This is a genomic window from Micromonospora sp. NPDC051300 (assembly GCF_044455315.1).
Taxonomy (GTDB): Bacteria; Actinomycetota; Actinomycetes; order Mycobacteriales; family Micromonosporaceae; genus Micromonospora; species Micromonospora robiginosa.
Genome location: NZ_JBITEP010000004.1, coordinates 24,847 through 45,199, shown reverse-complemented (window position 1 = coordinate 45,199; position 20,353 = coordinate 24,847). Strand labels below are relative to the sequence as shown.

Here is a 20,353-nt window from a genome sequence, read left to right as displayed (position 1 = left end):
ACAGCGCGGCACGGCGGCGGCGGGCCGGCGGGTCAGCGCTGGGGTGGGGGGCCGACGCTGCGCCGCGACACGAGCGTCGGCGCGATGGTCTGCCGCAGCGGCCCGACACCTGTCGACTCGATCTGCGCCAGCAGCATGCCGAGGCTCGCCCGGGCCACCGCCCCGAAGTCCGGCCGGACGGTGGTCAGCGGCGGGATGAAGTAGGCCGCCTCGGGCACGTCGTCGAACCCGACCACGCTGATGTCGTCCGGCACCCGGCGGCCGTGCTCGTGCAGCGCGCGCAGCACGCCCAGCGCCAGGTGGTCGTTGGCGGTGAAGACGGCGGTGACCTCCGGCATCCGGGCCAGCATCTGCCCGCACCGGTAGCCGGCCGCAGCGGACCAGTCCGCCGGGACCAGCGGCGGCACCTCGGCGCCGGCGAGCCGCAACGCCTCGCGCCAGCCCTCGATCCGGCCTGCGCTGTCGAACCAGTCGGACGGGCCGGACACGTGCCAGACCGTGCGGTGCCCGGCGTCGAGCAGATGCTGGGTGGCCGCCCGGGCGCCGGCGACCTGGTCGACGGTCACCAGCGGGATCGGCCGGCCGGGATCGCCGTCGACGGTCACCAGCGGCACGTCGTGGGGCAGCCGTTCCAGGGCCGCGCCGGCCGACTCGACAGGCGCGATGACCACGATGCCGGCGACCCGGTGCGCCAGGTGCCGCTCCACCGCCGCCGAGATGGACCGGTGGTCGAGGTCGCTGACACTGCCGACGCTCACCGCGAAGCCGGCCTCGGCGGCGGTCTGCTCCAGCGCGGCCAGCAGGGAGGCCGGGCCGTAGAGGGTGGTGTTCTGCGCGACCACGCCGATCACCTGCGACCGGCCGGTGACCAGCGCGCGAGCCGCCCGGTTGGGCCGGTAGCCCAGCTCGGTGATGGCCGCCTGGACCCGCAGTCGGGTCTGCTCGCGCACGTTGGGGTGCCCGTTGAGGACCCGGGAGACCGTCTGGTGGGAGACACCGGCGAGGCGAGCCACGTCCGTCATCGCAGGACCGCGCACGGCCACCTCACTTTCGCACATGCCCGCGTGGCCGAACCATGTCGACGTCGACCGGCCCGGCCGGGGTGGCGACAGTCTACGCCAGTTCTCCCACCGCTCACCTGACACCCGATCGACGAATCGGTTCGTCGCGCCGGAATGTCGGAGAATGGCCGGCAGCGCGCATTCCATTCCCGTCGCCGGCACGCGAAACGGCAGCTCCGGCCGCCCAGGGCGGGGCAATTCCGACGGTTGTCGGCACCCCGCCCCGGGCAATTTCCGCACCGTCAAGGACCGGAAATGGTGACCCGCGTCACGGCGTTGTCACGGAGAACTGGCGCGCCGTCACCGCGCCGCCCAGTGATTGGGTGGCGTAGTTGAAGATGGCGAACCGGTATCCCATGAAGAACTGCCACGCGTTGTTGAGCGTCAGCGCGTTGCCCAGCGGGACGAACGTGACCCCGTCGGTGCTGTAGGAGAAGCGCGCCTGCCGGCCCGAGCCGGGCCGGATGTCGGCGTTGACCCGCAGCCAGATCCGCCCGCCGGAGACCGCCGCGCTCGCCACCTCGCTGCCGGTGGAGGTGGTGTTCCAGGTGCCGCTGGCCATGGTCAGGCCGTTGGTCATGACCACCCTGGTGGCGCCGTTGTCCCGCCGGACGCCGATCCAGGCCGAGCTGTCGCGCAGCATGGCCAGCCCCGACCGGTCCCCGTCGCGCATGGTCGAGTAGTCCAGCTCGACCGTCGCGGTCGACGTCGGACCCTGGATCCGATGGGTCACCGTATTGCGCGCCTGGTAGAGGTCGTTGGTCACGGACGCGGTCTGCAGGCGCAGGCCGTTGTTCACCGACCACCGGCTGTTGTCCGGGTTGTGGTTCCACTCGTACTGCGGGCCGAGGGTGGTGCCGGCGAACGTGTCGGTGCCGGTGAGCGGCTTCACCGGGTGCAGCGGCAGCGGGTTGGGGTAGCTCGCGCCCCACGCCCCGTTGACGGTCTGCACCTGCGGCCAGCCGTCGGCGGTCCAGGTGATCGGCGCCAGGGTCGGCATCCGTCCGCCCGGGTACGCGTCGGTGAAGGCCATGTAGTACCAGGAGCCGTTCTGGGTCTGCACCAGCCCGCCCTGGTGCGGCACGCCTCCGCCGGAGATCGGGCCGGGCAGGTTCAACAGCACCTGCCGCTGCTCGTACGGGCCGAACGGGCCGTTCGTGGACTTGAGCACGTACTGGCCGTTCGCCGGCCGGGTCAGCCAGATGTAGTAGGCGCCGTTGCGCTTGTAGAAGCGGGCCCCCTCCAGCGTGCCGATGCTCGACGGCGTCTGGAAGACCTGCTGGGACCGCACCTGGCTGCGCCCGTCCGCGGAGAGCTGCGCCACGCTGATCGTGGTGTTGCCGTACGCGACGTACATGGTGTCGTTGTCGTCGATCAGCATGCCGGCGTCGTAGTAGCAGTTGGGGATCGTGGTGAGCTTGCTCCACGTGGCGTCCACCGCCGGGGCGGTGTAGATGTGGGTCTGGGCGAAGTCGACGCACCCGGCCCAGTAGTAGGTCTTGTTGCTGGGCCGGTAGTTCAACGTCGAGGCCCAGATGCCGTCCACGTACGCCTGGCTGCCCGGTGGCAGGTCGTACTTGGTGCCGAAGTCCAACCGGGGCACCGAGTGCCCGGCGAACTCCCAGTTGACCAGGTCCCAGGAGCGCAGCACCGGTGCGCCGGGCGAGTAGTGCATGGTCGAGGCGGACATGTAGTAGACGTCGCCGACGCGGATGATGTCGACGTCCGCGAAGTCCTGCCAGATCGCCGGGTTGGTGAACGTGCCGCTCGGCGGCGGGGTCGTCGGCGGCGGGGTGGTCGGGGTGCCGCCGCCGTCCACGCGAACGAGCTGCCACTGCTGGTTGGCACCGTTCCAGTCGTCGTACTGGACGATGTTGCCGCCGTCGGCGGTCGAGGCGTTCTGCACCTCCATCACCTTGTTGGAGTTGCGGTTGACGAGCCGGACGTAGCCGCCGTCGGAGTCCGCCAGGCGGAACTGCTGGTTGGTGCCACCGTGGTCGGTCCACTGCACCACGGCCGCGCCGTTCGCGGTGGACGCTCCGGTCACGTCCAGCACCTTGCCGGAGTGCCGTGAGCGCACCCGGTAGTAGCCGCCGCCGGAGTCGACGAACTGCCACTGCTGCCACGCGCCGTCGTTGCGCGCCCACTGGGTGATCCGCGCCCCGTCGTTCGTGGCCTGGTTGTACAGGTCCAGCGCCTTGCCGCTGTTGCGGTTCACCAGCACGTACCACGCGCTGGTGTCCACCGTCGCCGCCGAGGCAGGCGCCGGGACCAACCCGACCAGCACGCCGCCGACCGCCATCGCCACCAACCCCGCCAGGAGCCGGGACAGCCGAGCTGTCACCACCATGAACCTCCGTGTGTGATCGTTAACAGTCGTCCCTGCCCCAGGGGAATCGGAGCCGGGTGGCAGCCGCGAAGAGGGCCACGCCCGGAGCGGCCCGTGCCGGCTGCCGGCAATCCGACACATCGACTGTGAGCGATAACATGGAGTTCGTCAAGGCGTAACGCCGGGGACACCAACGGGTGGCGCGTGCCCAGGCGGACCCGGGCACGACGCCACCCGTGACGGGCGTCCGCGCGGTCAGAACCCGCGCGCGAGCCGGTGGTACGCCTGGTTCCAGCGCAACTCGTCGGCGAACCGGTGCGGCACGGTGTCGCCGTCGATCACCGCCAGCTCGGTCCGCGTCATCGCGGCCAGGTCACGCAACTCCTCCACCCCGACGGCCTGGGAGAGCACGGTGTGGTGCGGGGCGCCCGCGGTGATCCACGCCTCCGCCGACCCGGGCAGGTCGGGGCGGGGCCGCCAGACCGCCCGGGCCACCGGCAGGCGGCGCAGCGGCTGCGGCGGCGGCACCACGTCGACCACGTTCGCCACCAGCCGGAACCGCTCCCCCAGGTCCGACATGCCGAGCACCACCGCCGGGCCGGCCGCCGCGTCGAAGACCAGCCGGACCGGGTCCTCCCGCCCGCCGATGCCCAGCGGGTGCACCTCCGCCGTCGGCACGTCGGCGGCGATGCTCGGGCACACCTCCAGCATGTGCGCGCCGAGGACCAGCTCGTGGCCGAACGTCAGGTCGTAGGTGTAGTCCTCCATGAACGACGTGCCGCCGTTCACGCCGACCGCCATCGCCTTGAGCGTGCGCACCAGCACCGAGGTCTTCCAGTCGCCCTCGCCGCCGAACCCGTACCCGTCGGCCATCAGCCGCTGCACCGCGATGCCGGGGAGCTGGCGCAGCCCGCCGAGGTCCTCGAAGTTCGTGGTGAACGCGCGGAAGCCGCCGTCGTCCAGGAACGCGCGCAACCCCAGCTCCTGGCGGGCGGCGTAACGCAGTGAGTCGTGCCGGTCGCCGCCGGCGCGCAGCGCCGGGTCCAGCCGGTAGGTGTCCTCGTACTCCTTCACCAGGTCGTCGACCTGCGCCTCGGCGACCTGGTCGACCACCGCGACCAGGTCGTTCACGCCGTAGGTGTTGACCGAGACGCCGAAGCGCAGCTCCGCCTCGACCTTGTCCCCCTCGGTGACCGCGACGTCGCGCATGTTGTCGCCGAAGCGGGCCAGCCGCAGCGTCCGCACCGACGACCAGCCGATCGCCGCGCGGGCCCAGGCCGCCACCCGCGACACCACCCGCGGGTCGGTGACGTGCCCGGCGACCGTCTTGCGGGCCACCCCCAGGCGGGTCTGGATGTACCCGAACTCGCGGTCGCCGTGCGCGGCCTGGTTCAGGTTCATGAAGTCCATGTCGATGGTGTCCCACGGCAGCGCCACGTTCGCCTGGGTGTGCAGGTGCAGCAGCGGCGTCTGCAACGCGTCCAGCCCGGCGATCCACATCTTGGCCGGCGAGAACGTGTGCATCCAGGCGATCACCCCGACCGCGCCCTGCACGGCCGCGTCCCGGCACATCGCCAGGATGTCCGTGCTGGAGGTGAGGACCGGCTTCCAGACCACGCGCACCGGGATCTCCGACGACTCGTCCAGCCGGGCGGCGATCTGCCGGGACTGGTCGGCGACCTGCCGCAGGGTGTCCTCGCCGTAGAGACCCTGGCTACCGGTGAGGAACCAGACCTCGGGCTGGGGGTGAGTTGCCATGTTCGTGCCTTCCGCGCTAGGAGCAGTCACTTGAACCGGATGCCGATGAGGCGCTGGAGGAGGATGAACGCGAAGAGCAGGCCCCCGATCACGATCTTGGTCCACCAGGAGTTGAGGCTGCCGTCGAACGTGATCAGGGTCTGGATCACGCCCAGCACCAGCACGCCGAGCACGGTGCCGAAGACGTAGCCCGAGCCGCCGGTGAGCACCGTGCCGCCGATGACGACCGCGGCGATCACGTCCAGTTCCATCCCGACGGCGATCAGCGGCGCGCCGGAGAGCGTGTAGAACGACAGCAGGATGCCGCCGATGGCCGAGCACAGCCCGCTGATCGTGTAGACCGCGATCCGGGTGCGGCCCACCGGCAGACCCATCAGCAGCGCCGACTGCGCGTTGCCGCCGACCGCGTAGACGTTGCGGCCGAACCGGGTGTACGCCAGCACGTACGCGGCGACCAGAACCACCGCGAACGCGATCAGCACGCTTATCGACACGAAGTTTCCGGCCGGGTTCCCGATGCGTTCCTGGGACATCCCGGTCCAGAAGCCGTCGGTGATGGAGATCGAGGCGTCGCTGATGAACGTGCACATGCCCCGGGCGAAGAACATCCCGGCGAGCGTGACGATGAACGGCTGGATCTCGAAGAAGTGGATCGCGCAGCCCATCAGGAACCCGAGCGCCGGGCCGATGAGCAGCGCGACGACGAGCACCAGGCCGGCCGGCAGGCCGTCGCGCAGCAGCGCGGCCGACACCATCGCGGTCATCGCGACCACCGAGCCGACGGACAGGTCGATGCCGCCGGTGAGGATCACGAACGTCATGCCGACCGCGACCACCAGCATGAAGCCGTTGTCGATGAAGACGTTGAAGACCACCTGGACGTTGGAGAACGCGCGGTACTGCGAGACGCCGATGCCGTACATCACCAGCAGCAGCGCGAGCGTGGCCAGCACCGGGACGTGCCGCCGGGGCAGGCTGGGCCGCCAGGACCGGACGGCGGACAACGTGGTGCTGCTCATGCCGGCACCTGCTCCTTCTCCCGCTGCGGCGCCGTCGGACCGGGCTCGACCCCACCACGCCGGCGGCGACGGAACCGGGCCCGGAACGCCGGGGCCTGCACCAGGCAGACGGCGATCACGACGACGGCCTTGAACAGCAGCGACGTCTGCGGCGAGATGTTCATGGCGTACACGGTGGTGGTCAGGGTCTGGATGATCAGCGCGCCGAGGACCGTGCCGCTGAGCGAGAACCGGCCGCCGGCCAGCGAGGTGCCGCCGATCACCACGGCGAGGATCGCGTCGAGTTCGATCCACAGCCCGGCGGCGTTGCCGTCCGCGCTGGACACGTTCGCGGTGACCATGAAGCCGGCCACCGCGGCGCAGGCGGCGCTGACCACGTAGACCAGGAAGACCACGCGGCGCGACCGGATGCCGGCCAGCCGGCTGGCCTCGGCGTTGCCGCCGACCGACTCGACGATCAACCCGAGCGCGGTGCGCCGGGTGAACGCGGCCACCAGCAGCGCCGCGGCCAGGGCGATGAGGATGGCCAGCGGCAGGGTCAGGAAGCTTCCCAGCCCGATCGCCCGGTACGGCCCGGAGTTGATCGTGATGATCTGCCCCTCGGTGACGAGCTGGGCGATCCCCCGGCCGGCCACCATGAGGATCAGCGTGGCGATGATCGGCTGGATGCCGATCACGGAGACCAGCACCCCGTTCCAGGCGCCGAGCACGAGCGCGGCCCCGAACGCCAGCGCCAGCGCGGTGGCCACCGTGGCCGGGCTGTTCTGGTCGGCCGCGCCGCTGATGTGCAGGCAGGCGATCGCGCCGCTGATGGCGCAGAGCGAGCCGACGGACAGGTCGATGCCGCCGGTGGCGATGACCAGGGTCATGCCGAGGGCGACCAGGATCAGCGGCGCGCTGAGCCGGAGGATGTCGACGGGCGTGCCGTACAGGTGGCCGTTCTTGACCTCGACGGCGAGGAAGCCGGGCCGGTAGACGGTGTTCGCGGCGATCATCACCACGAGCACCACGGCCGGCCAGAACAGCCGGTGCCCGGTCAGCGGGCGGAGGCGGTCGGCGACGGTGTTCATCGGTTCACCTCCTCCCGGGGGGTTCCGCTGGCGATGGTGCGCATGACGCGGTCGGCGTCGAGCGTGTCGTCGTTGTCGAGCTGGGCGACCATCTCGCGGTCGCGCATGACCGCGACCCGGTGGCTCAGGCGCAGCACCTCCTCCAGCTCGGCGGAGATGAACAGCACCGCCATGCCGCCGTCGGAGAGCTGCACCACCAGCTTCTGGATCTCGGCCTTGGCACCGACGTCGATGCCGCGGGTCGGCTCGTCGAGGATGAGCAGGCGCGGCTCGGTGATGAGCCAGCGCGCCAGCAGCACCTTCTGCTGGTTGCCGCCGGAGAGGTTGCGCACCGGCAGCTCCGGGTTCGCCGGCCGGATGCTCAGCGCCTCGACGTACCGGCGCACCAGCTCGTCCTGCCGGCGGCGCGGGATCGGGCGCAGCCAGCCCCGCGCGGCCTGCATCGCCAGGATCATGTTCTCCCGGACCGACAGCTCGCCGACGATGCCCTCCGCGCGGCGGTTCTCCGAGCAGAAGCCGATGCCCTGGTCGATGGCCTGGATCGGGGTACGCAGCGGCGAGCGCGCGCCGTCGGTGCGGACCTCGCCGTGGTCGGCGCGGTCGGCGCCGAAGATCAGCCGGGCCACCTCGGTGCGGCCGGAGCCGAGCAGGCCGGCCAGGCCGACCACCTCGCCGGCGTGGATGCGCAGGCTGAACGGGGCGACCGCGCCGCGCCGGCCCAGCTCGTCGGCGGCCACCAGCGGGGGCCGCCCGTCCGGTGCGACGCCGGCCCGCTTCTGCTGCTCGTCCAGCCGCTCCAGGACGTCCAGTTCCTGACCGATCATCTTCTCGACCAGGCTGAACTGCGGAAGCTCCGCGGTCCGCCACTCCCCCACCAGCGCGCCGTTGCGCAGCACCGTGATCCGGTCGGCGATGCCGTAGACCTGGTCGAGGAAGTGCGTGACGAACAGGATCGCGATTCCCTCGTCGCGCAACTGCCGCATGATCCGGAACAGTTGGGCCACCTCGCCGGCGTCCAGGCTGGAGGTGGGCTCGTCCAGGATGAGCACCCGGGCCCGCACGTCGATGGCCCGGGCGATGGCGACCATCTGCTGCACGGCCAGGGAGTAGGTGCCGAGCGGCGCGCCCACGTCCAGGTCGAGGTCGAGCCGGGCCAGCAGCTCGCGCGCCCGCCGCCGCATCTCGCCCCAGCGCACCGCGCCCAGTCGACGCGGTTCCCGGCCGATGAAGATGTTCTCCGCCACCGACAGGTTGGTGCAGAGGTTGACCTCCTGGTAGACGGTGCTCACGCCGGCCGCGGCGGCCTGCATCGGCCCGGTGAACGACACCCGCTCGCCGTCGAGCGTGACGGCGCCGGCGTCGGTGCCGTAGACACCGGTCAGCACCTTGATCAGGGTGGACTTGCCGGCGCCGTTCTCGCCCATGAGGGCGTGGACCTCGCCCGGGAACAGCCGGAAGTCGACGTCGTGCAGCGCCCGGACCCCGGGGAAGGTCTTGCTGATGCCGGTCATGGTCAGGACCGGACGGTCACCCGTACCCATCGGACCTCTTCTTCGACGGTGGTGGCGCGGGGGCCGCCGTCGGCGCGACGGCGACCCCCGGTGTGGGTCAGTACTTGCGGTTGGGCAGGGCCTCCTTGGCCGTCTCCTGCGTGAAGGTGGTCTCCTCGGTCTCGATCCGGGCCGGCACCTCCTCGCCGGCCTTGACCTTCTTCGCGAGGTCCATCAGCTGCGCGCCGAGCAGCGGGCTGCACTCCGCGATGAAGTTGAACTTGCCGTCCGCGAGGGCCTGCATGCCGTCCTTCACCGCGTCGACGGTGATGATGCTGATGTCCTTGCCCGGCACCTTGCCGGCCGCGGTGATCGCCTCCAGCGCGCCCAGGCCCATGTCGTCGTTGTGCGCGAAGAGCACGTCGATCTTCGGGTTGGCCTTGAGGAACTGCTCCATCACCTGCTTGCCGCCGGCGCGGGTGAAGTCGCCGGACTGCGACGCGATGATCTTCAGGTTGGGGTTGGCCGCGATCGCCTCGCCGAAGCCCGCCTTGCGGTCGTTGGCCGGCGCCGAACCGGTCGTGCCCTGCAGCTCGACGATGTTGACCGGGCCGGTGGCCGCCTTCTTCTGCTCCACCAGCCACTCGCCGGCGAGCCGGCCCTCCTTCTTGAAGTCCGAGCCGAGGAACGTCTTGTAGAGCGACTTGTCGGCCGAGTCGACCGCGCGGTCGGTCAGGATCACCGGGATCTTGGCGTCCTTGGCCTCCTTGAGCACGGTGTCCCAGCCGGACTCCACCACAGGCGAGAAGGCGATCACGTCCACCTTCTGCTGGATGAAGTTCCGGATCGCCTTGATCTGGTTCTCCTGCTTCTGCTGCGCGTCGTCGAACTTCAGCTCGACGCCGGCCTCGCCCGCCGCCTCCTTGATCGAGGTGGTGTTGGCGGTCCGCCAGCCGCTCTCCGCGCCGACCTGGGAGAAGCCCAGCACCAGCTTGTCGCTGCCGCCGCCGCCGGAATCGCCGCCGGTGTCGCTGTTGCCGCAGGCGGCCATGCTGCCGGCGAGCAGCACGCCGGCCAGGGCCGCGATGACCGTACGTGCCGTGCTCCTGGTTCTCATCGAATCTCCTCGGGGTGGGGTGATCCGGGCGCGCGACCGGCGGGGCCGGGGCGACCGGTTGTGGTGGTGGGATGAGGTGGTGCCGGTCGGTGTCAGCCGCTCGGCGGGCGCTGGCCGTACACGTTCTGGTAGCGGTCGTGCAGCGCGTCGACGTCGGCGGGCGCGATCGGCAGCGGCTGCCCGAGCGCGCGGGCCAGGTGCGCGGTGCGCGCGACGTCCTCGCACATCACCGCGGCCTTGACCGCCGCGCGGGCGTCCCGGCCGATGGTGAACACGCCGTGGTTGCGCATGAGCACCGCGGGCGAGCGGTGCCCGGACAGCGTGGCGACGATGCCCTTGCCGATGTCGTCGCCACCGATCAGGGCGAACGGTCCGACCGGGATCTCGCCGCCGAACTCGTCGGCCTGGGCGGTCAGCCAGCACGGGATCGCCTCGCCCCGGGCCGCCCAGGCGGTGGCGTAGCCGCTGTGCGTGTGCACGACGCCGCCGACCTCGGGCATCGCGCGGTAGACGTAGGCGTGCGCGGCGGTGTCGCTGGACGGGGCGCCGCCGCCGTCGACCACCACGCCGTCGAGGTCGCAGACCACCATGGCGTCGGCGGTCAGGTCGTCGTAGTCCACCCCGCTCGGCTTGATGACCAGGAGGTCCCGGCCCGGCACCCGCGCCGAGACGTTGCCGGCGGTCCAGGCCACCAGGTTGTTGCGGGTCAGCTCGCCGTGCAGGCGGGCGACGGTCTCGCGCAGCGCGTCGATCCCGGTCTTCATCCGACCACCTCCAGGGTCGAGGCGGCCGGCGCGGCGGCGGCGTCGACCGCCGCGTTGCGGATCGCCCGCAGGCGCAGCATGACGTCGTTCGCGCCGCGACCGAAGTGGTCGTGCAGCGCCCGGTACTCGGCGTAGAGCGCGTCGTACGCCCGCACGTTCGCCGGGATCGGCCGGTAGACGCCCTCGTCGACCCGCCCCATGGCCGCGGACGCCTCGTGCACCGTCGGGTAGGCGCCGGCGGCGACCGCCGCATGGATGGCGGAGCCGAGCGCCGGGCCCTGCGCCGAGCCGATGATCCCCAGCGGCCGGTCGGTGACGTCGGCGTAGATCTGCATCAGCAGCTTGTTCGAGGTGAGCCCGCCGGCCACCACCAGGTCGTCGACGGGCACGCCCGCCTCGGCGAACGCCTCGACGATCATCCGGGTGCCGTACGCGGTCGCCTCCAGCAGCGCGCGGTAGACGTCCGGCGGCCGGGTGGCCAGCGTCATCCCGACGACCAGCCCGCTGAGGTCGTGGTTGACCAGCAGCGACCGGTTGCCGTTCCACCAGTCGAGCGCCACCAGCCCGTGCGCGCCGACCGGCTGGGCGGCGGCCAGCTCGGTAAGCCGCTCGTGCGAGTCGAGGCCGGCCGGCGCGGCGTGCCGCACGAACCAACCGAAGATGTCGCCCACGCCGCTCTGCCCGGCCTCGTAGCCCCAGGCGCCGGGGCTGATGCCGCCGTCGACCACACCGCACATGCCGGGCACCTCGGCGGGGTGGTCGCCGTTGAGCACGTGGCAGGTGGAGGTGCCCATGATGGCGACCAGCCGGCCCGGGCGCAGCGCCTGGGCGGCGGCCGCCGTGACGTGCGCGTCGACGTTGCCGACCGCGACCGCGATGCCCTCGGGCAGCCCGGTCCACGCCGCGGCGCGGGCGCCGAGCGTGCCGGCCCGGTCGCCCAACGGCAGCAGCGGGCCGTCCAGTTTGGCGACGAAGTCGGTGAAGCCGCCGTCGAGCGCGGCCAGGTAGTCGGCCGACGGATAGCTGCCGTCCTGGTAGATGCCCTTGTAGCCGGCGGTGCAGGCGTTGCGCGTCTCGGCCCCGCACAGCTCCCGGACGATCCAGTCGGCGGCCTCGACGAAGCGCTCGGCCCGCCGGTAGACCTCCGGGTCCTCGTCGAGGATCTGCAGCCCCTTGGCGAACTGCCACTCGGCGGAGATCTTGCCGCCGTAGCGGCCGATCCAGGGCTCGCCGCGCTCGTGCGCGAGCGCGTTGATCCGGTCGGCCTGCGGCTGCGCGGCGTGGTGCTTCCACAGCTTGACCCAGGCGTGCGGCCGGTGACGCAGCTCGGGCAGCTCGCACAGCGGGGTGCCGTCGGTGAGCGTGGGCAGCACGGTGCAGGCGGTGAAGTCGGTGCCGATCCCGATCACCGTGGCCGGGTCCACCCCGGCCGCGGCCAGCGCGGCGGGCACCGCCTCGCGCAGCACGTCGCGGTAGTCGTCGGGGTCCTGCAACGCCCAGTCCGGGGGCAGCGCCGGGCCTCCGTCGGGCAGGGCCTCCTCGATCACCCCGTGCCGGTACTCGTGCACCGCCGTGCCGACCTCGGCACCGTCGCGGACCCGCACCACGAGCGCCCGCCCGGACAACGTGCCGAAATCGACCCCGACCACGTAGCGGTCGGGCCCGCCCACCTCGCTCATCTGCACCTCTCCCGTGTCACGGAGTTAGTGTTAGCGCTCACATATACATCCGTCAAGACACCTGCGCGCAACGGCTGCGTAACGAGGGCTGACCCGACGCGGGCACCGCCGACGCCCGCGCCGGGACCGGCCCGGCCGCGCCTCGCCGGAGATCGTCCGGACTCGACAGTCGCCTGCGGTGAAGAACCGGAACGCGTATGTGTTAACGACAACAATCAATGCCCTCCGGAGATCACGACGCGCGCACGTCGCGCCCGACCACCCAGAGGGCAGGAGGCGCGCCCCCGAGGCCGCGAGAACGGCTCTCATCGGGCCTTTCTCCCGCCTGCCACCCGCCGCTCAGCCCCGTCACCGGTGGCCGGACGACAGGCGAAGCTATTTACAGCTTTTGATGTCAGCGATAACATCCGCGACATCGCAGTGCCGACGAGTCGTCCCCGGGCGGACGCCACCGGCACCGCGGCGAGGCGGCGGCCGGCGGCGTCCCCGGCCATCGCCGACCACCACCCGAGAGCGACCGCCGGCGGCCCACCGGTCCCCCGACACCACGGCCCCCGGCGACCACCGGCCCGTGCCATGGGCCGCCGCGCGCGGCCGCTCCCGCCGGACGCCGGCACCGTCGGCGCCCTCGACCGAGGAGGACCTGTGCGAAGAAGAACACGACGGCTGCTGGCCGCCCTGGGCGGCGCGGCGGTCGCGCTCGCCGCCACCGTCGTCGGCGGGGCCACCGTCCCCCAGCCGGCGCGGGCGCTCGACAACGGCGTCGCCCGCACCCCACCGATGGGCTGGAACAGCTGGAACACCTTCGGCTGCAACATCAACGAGACGCTCATCCGGCAGATGGCCGACGCGATGGTCAGCTCCGGCATGCGCGACGCCGGCTACCAGTACGTCGTCGTCGACGACTGCTGGATGAACCCGAACCGGGACTCGGCGGGGAACCTGCAGGGCGACCCGAGCCGCTTCCCGTCCGGCATGAAGGCGCTCGGCGACTACATCCACTCGCGGGGGCTGAAGTTCGGCATCTACCAGGGCCCGCTGGACAAGACGTGCGCGCAGTACTTCAACAGCTATCCCGGCGCCACCGGGGCCCAGGGGCACGAGGCGCAGGACGCCCGGCAGTTCGCCGCCTGGGGGGTGGACTACCTCAAGTACGACTGGTGCTCGCCCAGCGGCACCATCGACGACCAGGTACGCGTCTTCACCATCATGCGCGACGCGCTCGCCGCCACCGGTCGGCCCATCGTCTACAGCATCAACTCCAACAGCGTCCACTCCAAGACCGGCCCGCAGCGTGACTGGGGCGACGTGGCGAACATGTGGCGCACCACCGAGGACATCACCAACACCTGGAACAGCGGCCAGACCAACGGCTACCCGATGGGCGTGCAGAACATCGTCGACGTCACCGTGCCGCTGGCCGGACGGGCCAAGCCCGGGGCGTTCAACGACATGGACATGCTGGAGGTCGGTCGCGGTGGGATGACCGACACCGAGATGCGCAGCCACTTCGCGCTCTGGGCGGTGCTGGCCTCCCCGCTGATCGCCGGCAACGACCTGCGCTCCATGAACGCGGCCACGCAGACGATCCTGAAGAACGCCATCCTGATCGGCATCAGCCAGGACCCGCTCGCCCGGCAGGCGAGTCAGGTCTCCTTCGACGGCACCCGGCGGGTGCTGGCCAAACCGCTGGCCAACGGCGACGTGGCGGTCGTCCTGTTCAACCAGGGCAGCGCCACCACCACGGTCTCCACCACGGCCGCGGCGGTGGGCAAGAGCGGCAGCTCGTTCACGCTGCGCGACGCGTGGACCGACGCCACCTCCACCAGCACCGGCGCCATCTCGGCAAGCGTGCCCGCGCACGGCACCGTCGTCTACCGGGTCAGCGGGGGCGGCACCACCACCCCGCCGCCCACCCCGACCACGTTCCGGCTGCGCAGCGAGTCGTCCGGGCGCTGCCTCGACGTCGACAACGCCGGCACGGCCAACGGCACCGGCACGCTGGTCTGGGACTGTCACAACAACGCCAACCAGCAGTTCACCGCCAGCGGCCAGACGCTTCAGGTGCTCGGCAAGTGCCTGGACGTGCCGACCGGCGCGACCGCCGGCGCCCGGGTGCAGATCTGGGACTGCAACGGCGGCACCAACCAGCAGTGGACGTTCAACGGCAACGGCACGGTGAGCAACGGGCGTTTCCCGACCCTGTGCCTGGACGTCGAGGGCGCCGCCACCGCCAACGGCACCCGGGTGGTCCTCTGGACCTGCCACGGCAACACCAACCAGCGGTGGAGCCGGGCGTGACCGTGCGGCCGGCCGGACGGCTCCCCCGCCGTCCGGCCGGCCGGCCTCACCGGCTGCCCGCGGCGCGGCGCTTGTTCCAGATGTCGAACGCCACGGCGGCGAGCAGCACCAGCCCCTTAACCACCGACTGGATCGACTGGTCGACGCCCATGAGCTGCATGCCGTTGCTCATCACCGCCATGATCAGGCCGCCGACCATCGCGCCGACGACGGTACCGACCCCGCCGGTGACCGCCGCGCCGCCGATGAAGGCCGCCGCGATCGCGTCCAGCTCGAACATGTTGCCGGCCGCCGGCTGGGCCCCGTTGGACCGGGAGGAGTAGATCACCCCGGCCACCGCGGAGAGGAAGCCCATGTTGACGAAGACCCAGAAGTTGACGGTCCTCACCCGGACCCCGGACAGCGTCGCCGCCGGCAGGTTGCCGCCGATCGCGTAGACCTGGCGGCCGAAGACGGTACGGCGGGTGAGCAGGCCGTAGACGAGCACCAGCACGGCCAGCACGATCAGCACGATCGGCAGGCCCCGCGCGTGGGCGAGCTGCCAGGCGAACCACATGACCACGGCGCCGACCACCACCACCCGCAGGACGAACAGCGGGAACGACTCCACCGGCTGCTCGTGGCGGACCCGGGCCAGCCGGGTCCGGAACACGCTCGCCGCGTAGCCGAGGACCGCGAACACGCCGATGAACAGCGTGAAGGCGTCGAAGCCCTGCCCACCGAGCAGGCCGTTGAGGAAGCCGGCGGCGACCCGCTGGTATTCCGCCGGGAACGGCGACAACGAGATGTTGTCCAGCACCCGCAGCGTCAGGCCCCGGAACAGCAGCATGCCGGCCAGCGTGACGATGAACGCCGGGATCCCGGCGTAGGCGACCCAGAAGCCGTGCCAGGCGCCCACCGCGACGCCCACGACGAGCGCGGCGAGGATGCCGACCCACCACGGCATGCCCTCGCGGATGACGAGCACGGCGGAGACCGCGCCGGTCAACGCCACCACCGACCCGACGGACAGATCGATGTGCCCGCCGATGATCACGATGACCATGCCGATCGCGAGCACCAGGATGTACGAGTACTGCAGGACGATGTTGGTGAGGTTGCCGGGGCTGAGCGAGACGCCGTCGGTGAGGACCGCGAACAACGCGACGATCACCACCAGGGCGATGTAGATGCCGCTCTGGCGCAGGTTGCCGAGGATCAGCGCGCGCGGGTCGCTGGTGCCGGTGTGCAGGGTGGCGGACGCGCCGGAGTCGGGCGCGTCGACCTTCGGCGAGATGGAGGGCTTCGTGCTGGTCATCGGACGAGATCCCGGTCCTTGGTCATGAGTTCCATCAGGTTCTCCTGGGTCGCCTCGCCCACCGGCAGTTCGCCGGTGATCCGGCCGGCGGCCAGGGTGTAGATGCGGTCGCACATGCCGAGCAGCTCGGGCAGCTCGGAGGAGATGATGACGACGGCCTTGCCGTCGGCCACCAGGCGGTTGACGATCGTGTAGATCTCGAACTTCGCGCCGACGTCGATGCCCCGGGTCGGTTCGTCGAGGATCAGCACGTCCGGGTCGGTGAACAGCCACTTGGCCAGCACGACCTTCTGCTGGTTGCCGCCGGAGAGCTTGCCCACCACCGACATGACCGTGGGCGCCTTGATGTTCATGTCGCGCCGGCCCCGCTCGGCGACCGTGATCTCCTCGTTGCCGTCGATCCAGCCGTGGCGCGCGAGCTTGCCCAGCGCGGCGGCCGAGATGTTGCCGCGCACGTCGTCGATCAGGTTGAGGCCGTAGTGCTTGCGGTCCTCGGTCGCGTAAGCGATGCCGTTGGCGATCGCCTCGGCCACGGTGCGGGTCCGCACCTGGCGGCCGTTGACGAAGACCCGCCCGGAGACGTCGCGCCCGTACGCCCGGCCGAACACGCTCATCGCCAGCTCGGTGCGGCCGGCGCCCATCAGCCCGGCGATGCCGACGACCTCGCCGGCGCGGACGGTCAGCGAGGCCCGGTCGACCACCAGCCGGTCCTGGGTCGGGTGGCGCACCGTCCAGTCCTCGATCCGCAGCGCCTCCGCGCCGGGCGTCGACGTCCGGGTCGGGTAGAACGCGGCGAGATCGCGGCCGACCATGCCCCGGATGATCCGCTCCTGGGTCGCCGCCTCGTCGCCCATGTCGAGCGTCTCGACCGTCCGGCCGTCGCGGATCACCGTGGTCGAGTCCGCGACGGCGGTGATCTCGCCGAGCTTGTGGGAGATCATGATGCAGGTGATGCCCTGGTCGCGCAGGCGGCGCAGCAGGTTCAGCAGGTGCGCCGAGTCGACGTCGTTGAGCGCGGCGGTCGGCTCGTCCAGGATGAGCAGCCGCACCTTCTTGGACAGCGCCTTGGCGATCTCCACCAACTGCTGCTTGCCCACCCCGAGCTGGATGACCGGGGTCACCGGGTTCTCGTCCAGGCCGACCGAGCGCAGCAGCGCGGCGGCCTCCGCGTTGGTCCGGTGCCAGTCGATCAGGCCGCCGCGGCCGCGCCGCTCGTTGCCGAGGAAGATGTTCTCCGCGATCGACAGGTACGGCACCAGCGCCAGCTCCTGGTGGATGATGACGATGCCGTGCGACTCGCTGTCCCGGATGCCCCGGAACTCGACCGGCTCGCCGTCGAGGACGATCTGCCCGTCGTAGCTGCCCGTCGGGTAGACCCCGGAGAGCACCTTCATCAGGGTGGACTTGCCGGCGCCGTTCTCGCCGCAGATCGCGTGGATCTCGCCGCGCCGAACGGCGAGCGAGACGTCCTGGAGCGCGGCCACTCCGGGAAAGGTCTTGGTGATGTCGCGCATTTCGAGGATGTGATCGCTCATGCCAACCGTCCTGCTCGTGACCGTCGCGTCGGGTCGAGGGCGGACCCGGTGGCGACGCGCGCCACCGGGTCCGCCGCGCGGGTCAGCCGGCCCGGCCGGCGGCGACCTCCTGGGCGGTCAGGTAGCCGGAGTCGATGAGCGCGGACTTGATGTCGTCCTTGTAGACGGTCTGCACCGGCAGCAGGAACGCGGGCACGACCTTGTTGCCGTTGTCGTACGCCTTGGTGTCGTTCGCCTTGGGCTGCTCCTTCTTCAGGAACGCCTCGGCGGCGACCACGGCCTGGTCGGCCAGCAGGCGGGTGTCCTTGAAGACGGTCGAGCTCTGGATGCCGTCGTTGATCAGCTTGACCGAGGCGACCTCGGCGTCCTGGCCGGTGATCACCGGCATCTTCTTGGCCCCGCCGCGGTAGCCGGCGTTCTGCAGGGCGGTGATGATGCCCCGGGACAGGCCGTCGAACGGCGACAGCACGCCGTCGACCTTGCCGCCGTCGTTGTAGCTGGAGGTGAGCAGGTCCTCCATCCGCTTCTGCGCGGTCTCCTGCTGCCAGCGCAGGATGGCCACCTGCTCGATCTTCGTCTGGCCCGACTTCACCTTCAGCGTGCCGGCGTCGAAGTACGGCTTGAGCGTGTCCATCGCGCCGTTGAAGAAGAAGTGCGCGTTGTTGTCGTCGAGCGAGCCGGCGAACAGCTCCACGTTGAACGGGCCGGTGGCGCTGCCCTTCGAGCCGTCCTTGTTCTGCAGGCCGAGGCCGACCAGCAGCGCGTTGGCCTGCGCCACGCCGACCTTGTAGTTGTCGAAGCTGACGTAGAAGTCGACGTTGGGGCTGTTGCGGATGAGCCGGTCGTAGGAGATGACCGGGATCTTCGCCGCCGCGGCGGCCTGGAGCTGGCCGCTGAGCGCGGTGCCGTCGATCGGGGCGATGACCAGCACGTCCGCGCCCTGGGTGATCATCTGGTCGATCTGCTGGGACTGGGTGGGGATCTCGTCCCCGGCGTACTGCAGGTCGACCTTGTAGCCCTTGGCCTGCAGCTTCTCCTTGACCGAGTTGCCGTCGGCGATCCACCGCTCCGAGGTCTGGGTCGGCATCGAGACGCCGATGGTCAGGTCGCCGGGCTTGGCGGTGCTGGTGTCCCCGCCGCCGCCCGCGCCCTCACCGCTGCACGCGGCCAGGCTGACGGCGATCGCGACGCCGCCGAGCGCGGCCAGAAATCGTCTGCGCACGAGCTTTCCTCTCCCCTACGTACTCCACGAACCGCACCGGAATCCTCTCGGGAGTGTTAACGCTCACAAGTTGCATCGTCAACCGATCGGGCGAAACGCGCATGTCTCGGTCTCGTAACAGAACCGCCGTCGACGGCACGCGGGGCGGCGCATCGACGGATCGACGCGCCGCCCCGGTGACGGACGGGATCAGGAGGCCGTGCAGGTCGGGACGAGGTTCGACGCGCTGCCGTTGCCCTGGAACCCGAACTCGGTGCTCTGCCCGGCGGCGAGCTGGCCGTTGTAGTCCACGTTCGTGAACCGCACCGCGCCGGAGCTGCCGCTGGCGGTCGCGCTCCAGGTGTTCGTCACGCTCGCTCCCCCGGGCAACGTCAGCGCGACAGTCCAACCCCGGGTGCCGCCGGAGCCGGCCGTCACCTTGATCGTGGCGACGAAGCCGCCGGTCCACGAGTTCAGCGACACCGTCGCCGAACACCCACCCGTACCCGGCGGCGGCGTCGTCGGGCTGGGCGGCGGGGTGGTGGGCGTCGGCGGGGGCGTCGTCGGGCTCGGCGGCGGGGTGGTCGGGCTCGGCGGCGGCGTGGTCGCGCCGGTGCCGTCGAAGCCGAGGAACCGCACCGCCTGGGCGGCGTCGAACGGGATCGAGTGACCGTAGCCCTGGAAGCTGATCGCCTCCACCGGCGGCGTGCCACCGGTGCCGCCGTAGCGGGTCCGGGTGGCGCTGGCCTGCGGATAGTCCGTCAGGCTCGGCGTCTGCGAGACACCCAGCACGTTGGTCCACTGCTTGATCTGCTCGCCGAAGTTGACATAGCTCAGCGTGGTGTCGGTGGTGCCGTGCCAGATCTGCATCCGGGGTCGCCGGCCGGTGTAGCCCGGATACGCGTTGCGGACCAGATCCCCCCACTGCTGCGGGGTTTTGGTGATCCGCCCGCCGGAGCACTCGCTGTTCCACTCCGAACCGTTGGTGGTGGCGAAGCAGCCGAACGGCACGCCGGACGAGCTGACCCCGGCGTGGAACACGTCCGGGTAGACGCCGGCCATCACGTTGGTCATCATCGCGCCGGACGACGCGCCGGCGACGCCGACGCGGTCCGGGTCCACCGGATAGCGGCCCTTCACATAGTCTACCATCGACTTGAGACCGACCGGGTCGCTACCGCCACCACGCCGCAGCGCCTGCGGCGACGACACGTCCCAGCACTTGCTGCTGCGGGTCACCGACGGGTAGATCACGATGAACCCGTAGCGGTCGGCCAGCGGGCTGTAGCCGGAACCGGTGTGCATCGCCGGACCGCTGCCGGTGCAGTAGTGCAGGACCAGCAGCAGGGCCGGCCGGGACGGGAGCCGGTCCGGCACGTACAGGTGCATCTGCAGGTTTGTCGGGTTGGTCCCGAAGTTGGTCACCTGGGTGAGCGCGGCGGCGGACGCCGGGCCGGCGGCGGTGACGACGGCGACCGCCGTCGTCAGGGCCGTCGCCAGCACGGCCGCGAGCAGCGCGATCTTCGCTCTCATCGACGGTTCCTCCACGGTGGGGTACGGGGCCGCCGGCCCGGCCCACGGTGACGCGGGCCGGGCCGGCGGGCGGATCAGCTGGCGGAGCAGGTGGGCGTGAGGCCCGACGCGCTGCCGTTGCCCTGGAACCCGAACTCGGTGCTCTGCCCGGCGGCGAGCTGGCCGTTGTAGTCCACGTTCGTGAACCGCACCGCGCCGG

General features: G+C 71.2%; 15 protein-coding genes. 1 reads left to right on the top strand and 14 read right to left on the bottom strand.

Annotated features, from left to right (window positions below; genetic code table 11):
* Window positions 1–32 precede the first annotated feature (32 nt).
* The 9 genes from ACIA5A_RS06690 to araB form a co-directional block, all read right to left on the bottom strand.
* Entirely contained in the window at window positions 33–1,022 is a 990-nt protein-coding gene (locus ACIA5A_RS06690; RefSeq protein ID WP_396757168.1) for a LacI family DNA-binding transcriptional regulator, read from the bottom strand.
* Between the two features lie 307 nt (window positions 1,023–1,329).
* On the bottom strand, window positions 1,330–3,411 hold the full coding sequence (locus ACIA5A_RS06685) for an RICIN domain-containing protein (RefSeq protein WP_396757166.1): 2,082 nt from the start codon (window positions 3,409–3,411) through the stop codon (window positions 1,330–1,332).
* A 234-nt stretch (window positions 3,412–3,645) separates the two neighbouring features.
* Window positions 3,646–5,148 carry an L-arabinose isomerase gene (araA, locus tag ACIA5A_RS06680; RefSeq protein WP_396757164.1) on the bottom strand — a complete coding sequence of 501 codons (1,503 nt, stop codon included), beginning with the start codon at window positions 5,146–5,148 and terminating at the stop codon, window positions 3,646–3,648.
* 26 nt (window positions 5,149–5,174) lie between these two features.
* Window positions 5,175–6,167, bottom strand: coding sequence for a galactofuranose ABC transporter, permease protein YjfF (yjfF, locus tag ACIA5A_RS06675; RefSeq protein ID WP_396757162.1), 993 nt, complete (start codon window positions 6,165–6,167; stop codon window positions 5,175–5,177).
* A complete protein-coding gene (locus ACIA5A_RS06670; RefSeq protein ID WP_396757160.1) occupies window positions 6,164–7,237 on the bottom strand; it encodes an ABC transporter permease in 1,074 nt (357 codons plus the stop codon). Before ACIA5A_RS06670 ends, yjfF begins: the two co-directional genes overlap by 4 nt.
* Window positions 7,234–8,778, bottom strand: coding sequence for a sugar ABC transporter ATP-binding protein (locus ACIA5A_RS06665; protein WP_396757158.1), 1,545 nt, complete (start codon window positions 8,776–8,778; stop codon window positions 7,234–7,236). Before ACIA5A_RS06665 ends, ACIA5A_RS06670 begins: the two co-directional genes overlap by 4 nt.
* A gap of 67 nt (window positions 8,779–8,845) precedes the next feature.
* A complete protein-coding gene (locus ACIA5A_RS06660) occupies window positions 8,846–9,844 on the bottom strand; it encodes an ABC transporter substrate-binding protein (RefSeq protein ID WP_396757156.1) in 999 nt (332 codons plus the stop codon).
* A 92-nt stretch (window positions 9,845–9,936) separates the two neighbouring features.
* Window positions 9,937–10,608 (bottom strand): L-ribulose-5-phosphate 4-epimerase, encoded by a 672-nt coding sequence (locus tag ACIA5A_RS06655; RefSeq protein WP_396757154.1) that lies wholly within the window; start codon window positions 10,606–10,608, stop codon window positions 9,937–9,939.
* On the bottom strand, window positions 10,605–12,287 hold the full coding sequence (araB, locus tag ACIA5A_RS06650) for a ribulokinase (RefSeq protein WP_396757152.1): 1,683 nt from the start codon (window positions 12,285–12,287) through the stop codon (window positions 10,605–10,607). Before araB ends, ACIA5A_RS06655 begins: the two co-directional genes overlap by 4 nt.
* Before the next feature lie 645 nt (window positions 12,288–12,932).
* Between araB and ACIA5A_RS06645 the strand changes: the two genes are divergently transcribed.
* On the top strand, window positions 12,933–14,588 hold the full coding sequence (locus ACIA5A_RS06645; protein WP_396757150.1) for a glycoside hydrolase family 27 protein: 1,656 nt from the start codon (window positions 12,933–12,935) through the stop codon (window positions 14,586–14,588).
* A gap of 46 nt (window positions 14,589–14,634) precedes the next feature.
* Here the strand turns inward: ACIA5A_RS06645 and mmsB are convergent, their stop codons facing one another.
* The 5 genes from mmsB to ACIA5A_RS06620 all read right to left on the bottom strand — a co-directional run.
* A complete protein-coding gene (mmsB, locus tag ACIA5A_RS06640) occupies window positions 14,635–15,885 on the bottom strand; it encodes a multiple monosaccharide ABC transporter permease (protein ID WP_396757148.1) in 1,251 nt (416 codons plus the stop codon).
* Window positions 15,882–17,420: a multiple monosaccharide ABC transporter ATP-binding protein gene (gene mmsA, locus ACIA5A_RS06635; RefSeq protein WP_396757146.1), complete on the bottom strand. Its 1,539-nt coding sequence runs from the start codon at window positions 17,418–17,420 to the stop codon at window positions 15,882–15,884. The genes mmsB and mmsA overlap by 4 nt, the downstream gene beginning before the upstream one ends.
* A gap of 82 nt (window positions 17,421–17,502) precedes the next feature.
* A complete protein-coding gene (gene chvE, locus ACIA5A_RS06630) occupies window positions 17,503–18,642 on the bottom strand; it encodes a multiple monosaccharide ABC transporter substrate-binding protein (protein WP_396757144.1) in 1,140 nt (379 codons plus the stop codon).
* A gap of 189 nt (window positions 18,643–18,831) precedes the next feature.
* On the bottom strand, window positions 18,832–20,154 hold the full coding sequence (locus ACIA5A_RS06625; protein ID WP_396757142.1) for a PHB depolymerase family esterase: 1,323 nt from the start codon (window positions 20,152–20,154) through the stop codon (window positions 18,832–18,834).
* Window positions 20,155–20,228: 74 nt separating this feature from the next.
* On the bottom strand, window positions 20,229–20,353 hold a 125-nt coding region (locus ACIA5A_RS06620), incomplete at its 5' end, for a cellulose binding domain-containing protein (RefSeq protein WP_396757727.1).

Bases quoted from the DNA above. Each gene is read 5' to 3' on its own strand.
- yjfF (WP_396757162.1), bottom strand. From the start codon at position 6,167: ATGAGCAGCACCACGTTGTCCGCCGTCCGGTCCTGGCGGCCCAGCCTG.
- ACIA5A_RS06685 (WP_396757166.1), bottom strand. From the start codon at position 3,411: ATGGTGGTGACAGCTCGGCTGTCCCGGCTCCTGGCGGGGTTGGTGGCG.
- mmsB (WP_396757148.1), bottom strand. From the start codon at position 15,885: ATGACCAGCACGAAGCCCTCCATCTCGCCGAAGGTCGACGCGCCCGAC.
- mmsA (WP_396757146.1), bottom strand. From the start codon at position 17,420: ATGAGCGATCACATCCTCGAAATGCGCGACATCACCAAGACCTTTCCC.
- araB (WP_396757152.1), bottom strand. From the start codon at position 12,287: ATGAGCGAGGTGGGCGGGCCCGACCGCTACGTGGTCGGGGTCGATTTC.
- ACIA5A_RS06625 (WP_396757142.1), bottom strand. From the start codon at position 20,154: ATGAGAGCGAAGATCGCGCTGCTCGCGGCCGTGCTGGCGACGGCCCTG.
- ACIA5A_RS06660 (WP_396757156.1), bottom strand. From the start codon at position 9,844: ATGAGAACCAGGAGCACGGCACGTACGGTCATCGCGGCCCTGGCCGGC.
- ACIA5A_RS06690 (WP_396757168.1), bottom strand. From the start codon at position 1,022: ATGACGGACGTGGCTCGCCTCGCCGGTGTCTCCCACCAGACGGTCTCC.
- ACIA5A_RS06655 (WP_396757154.1), bottom strand. From the start codon at position 10,608: ATGAAGACCGGGATCGACGCGCTGCGCGAGACCGTCGCCCGCCTGCAC.
- ACIA5A_RS06670 (WP_396757160.1), bottom strand. From the start codon at position 7,237: ATGAACACCGTCGCCGACCGCCTCCGCCCGCTGACCGGGCACCGGCTG.
- ACIA5A_RS06665 (WP_396757158.1), bottom strand. From the start codon at position 8,778: ATGGGTACGGGTGACCGTCCGGTCCTGACCATGACCGGCATCAGCAAG.
- araA (WP_396757164.1), bottom strand. From the start codon at position 5,148: ATGGCAACTCACCCCCAGCCCGAGGTCTGGTTCCTCACCGGTAGCCAG.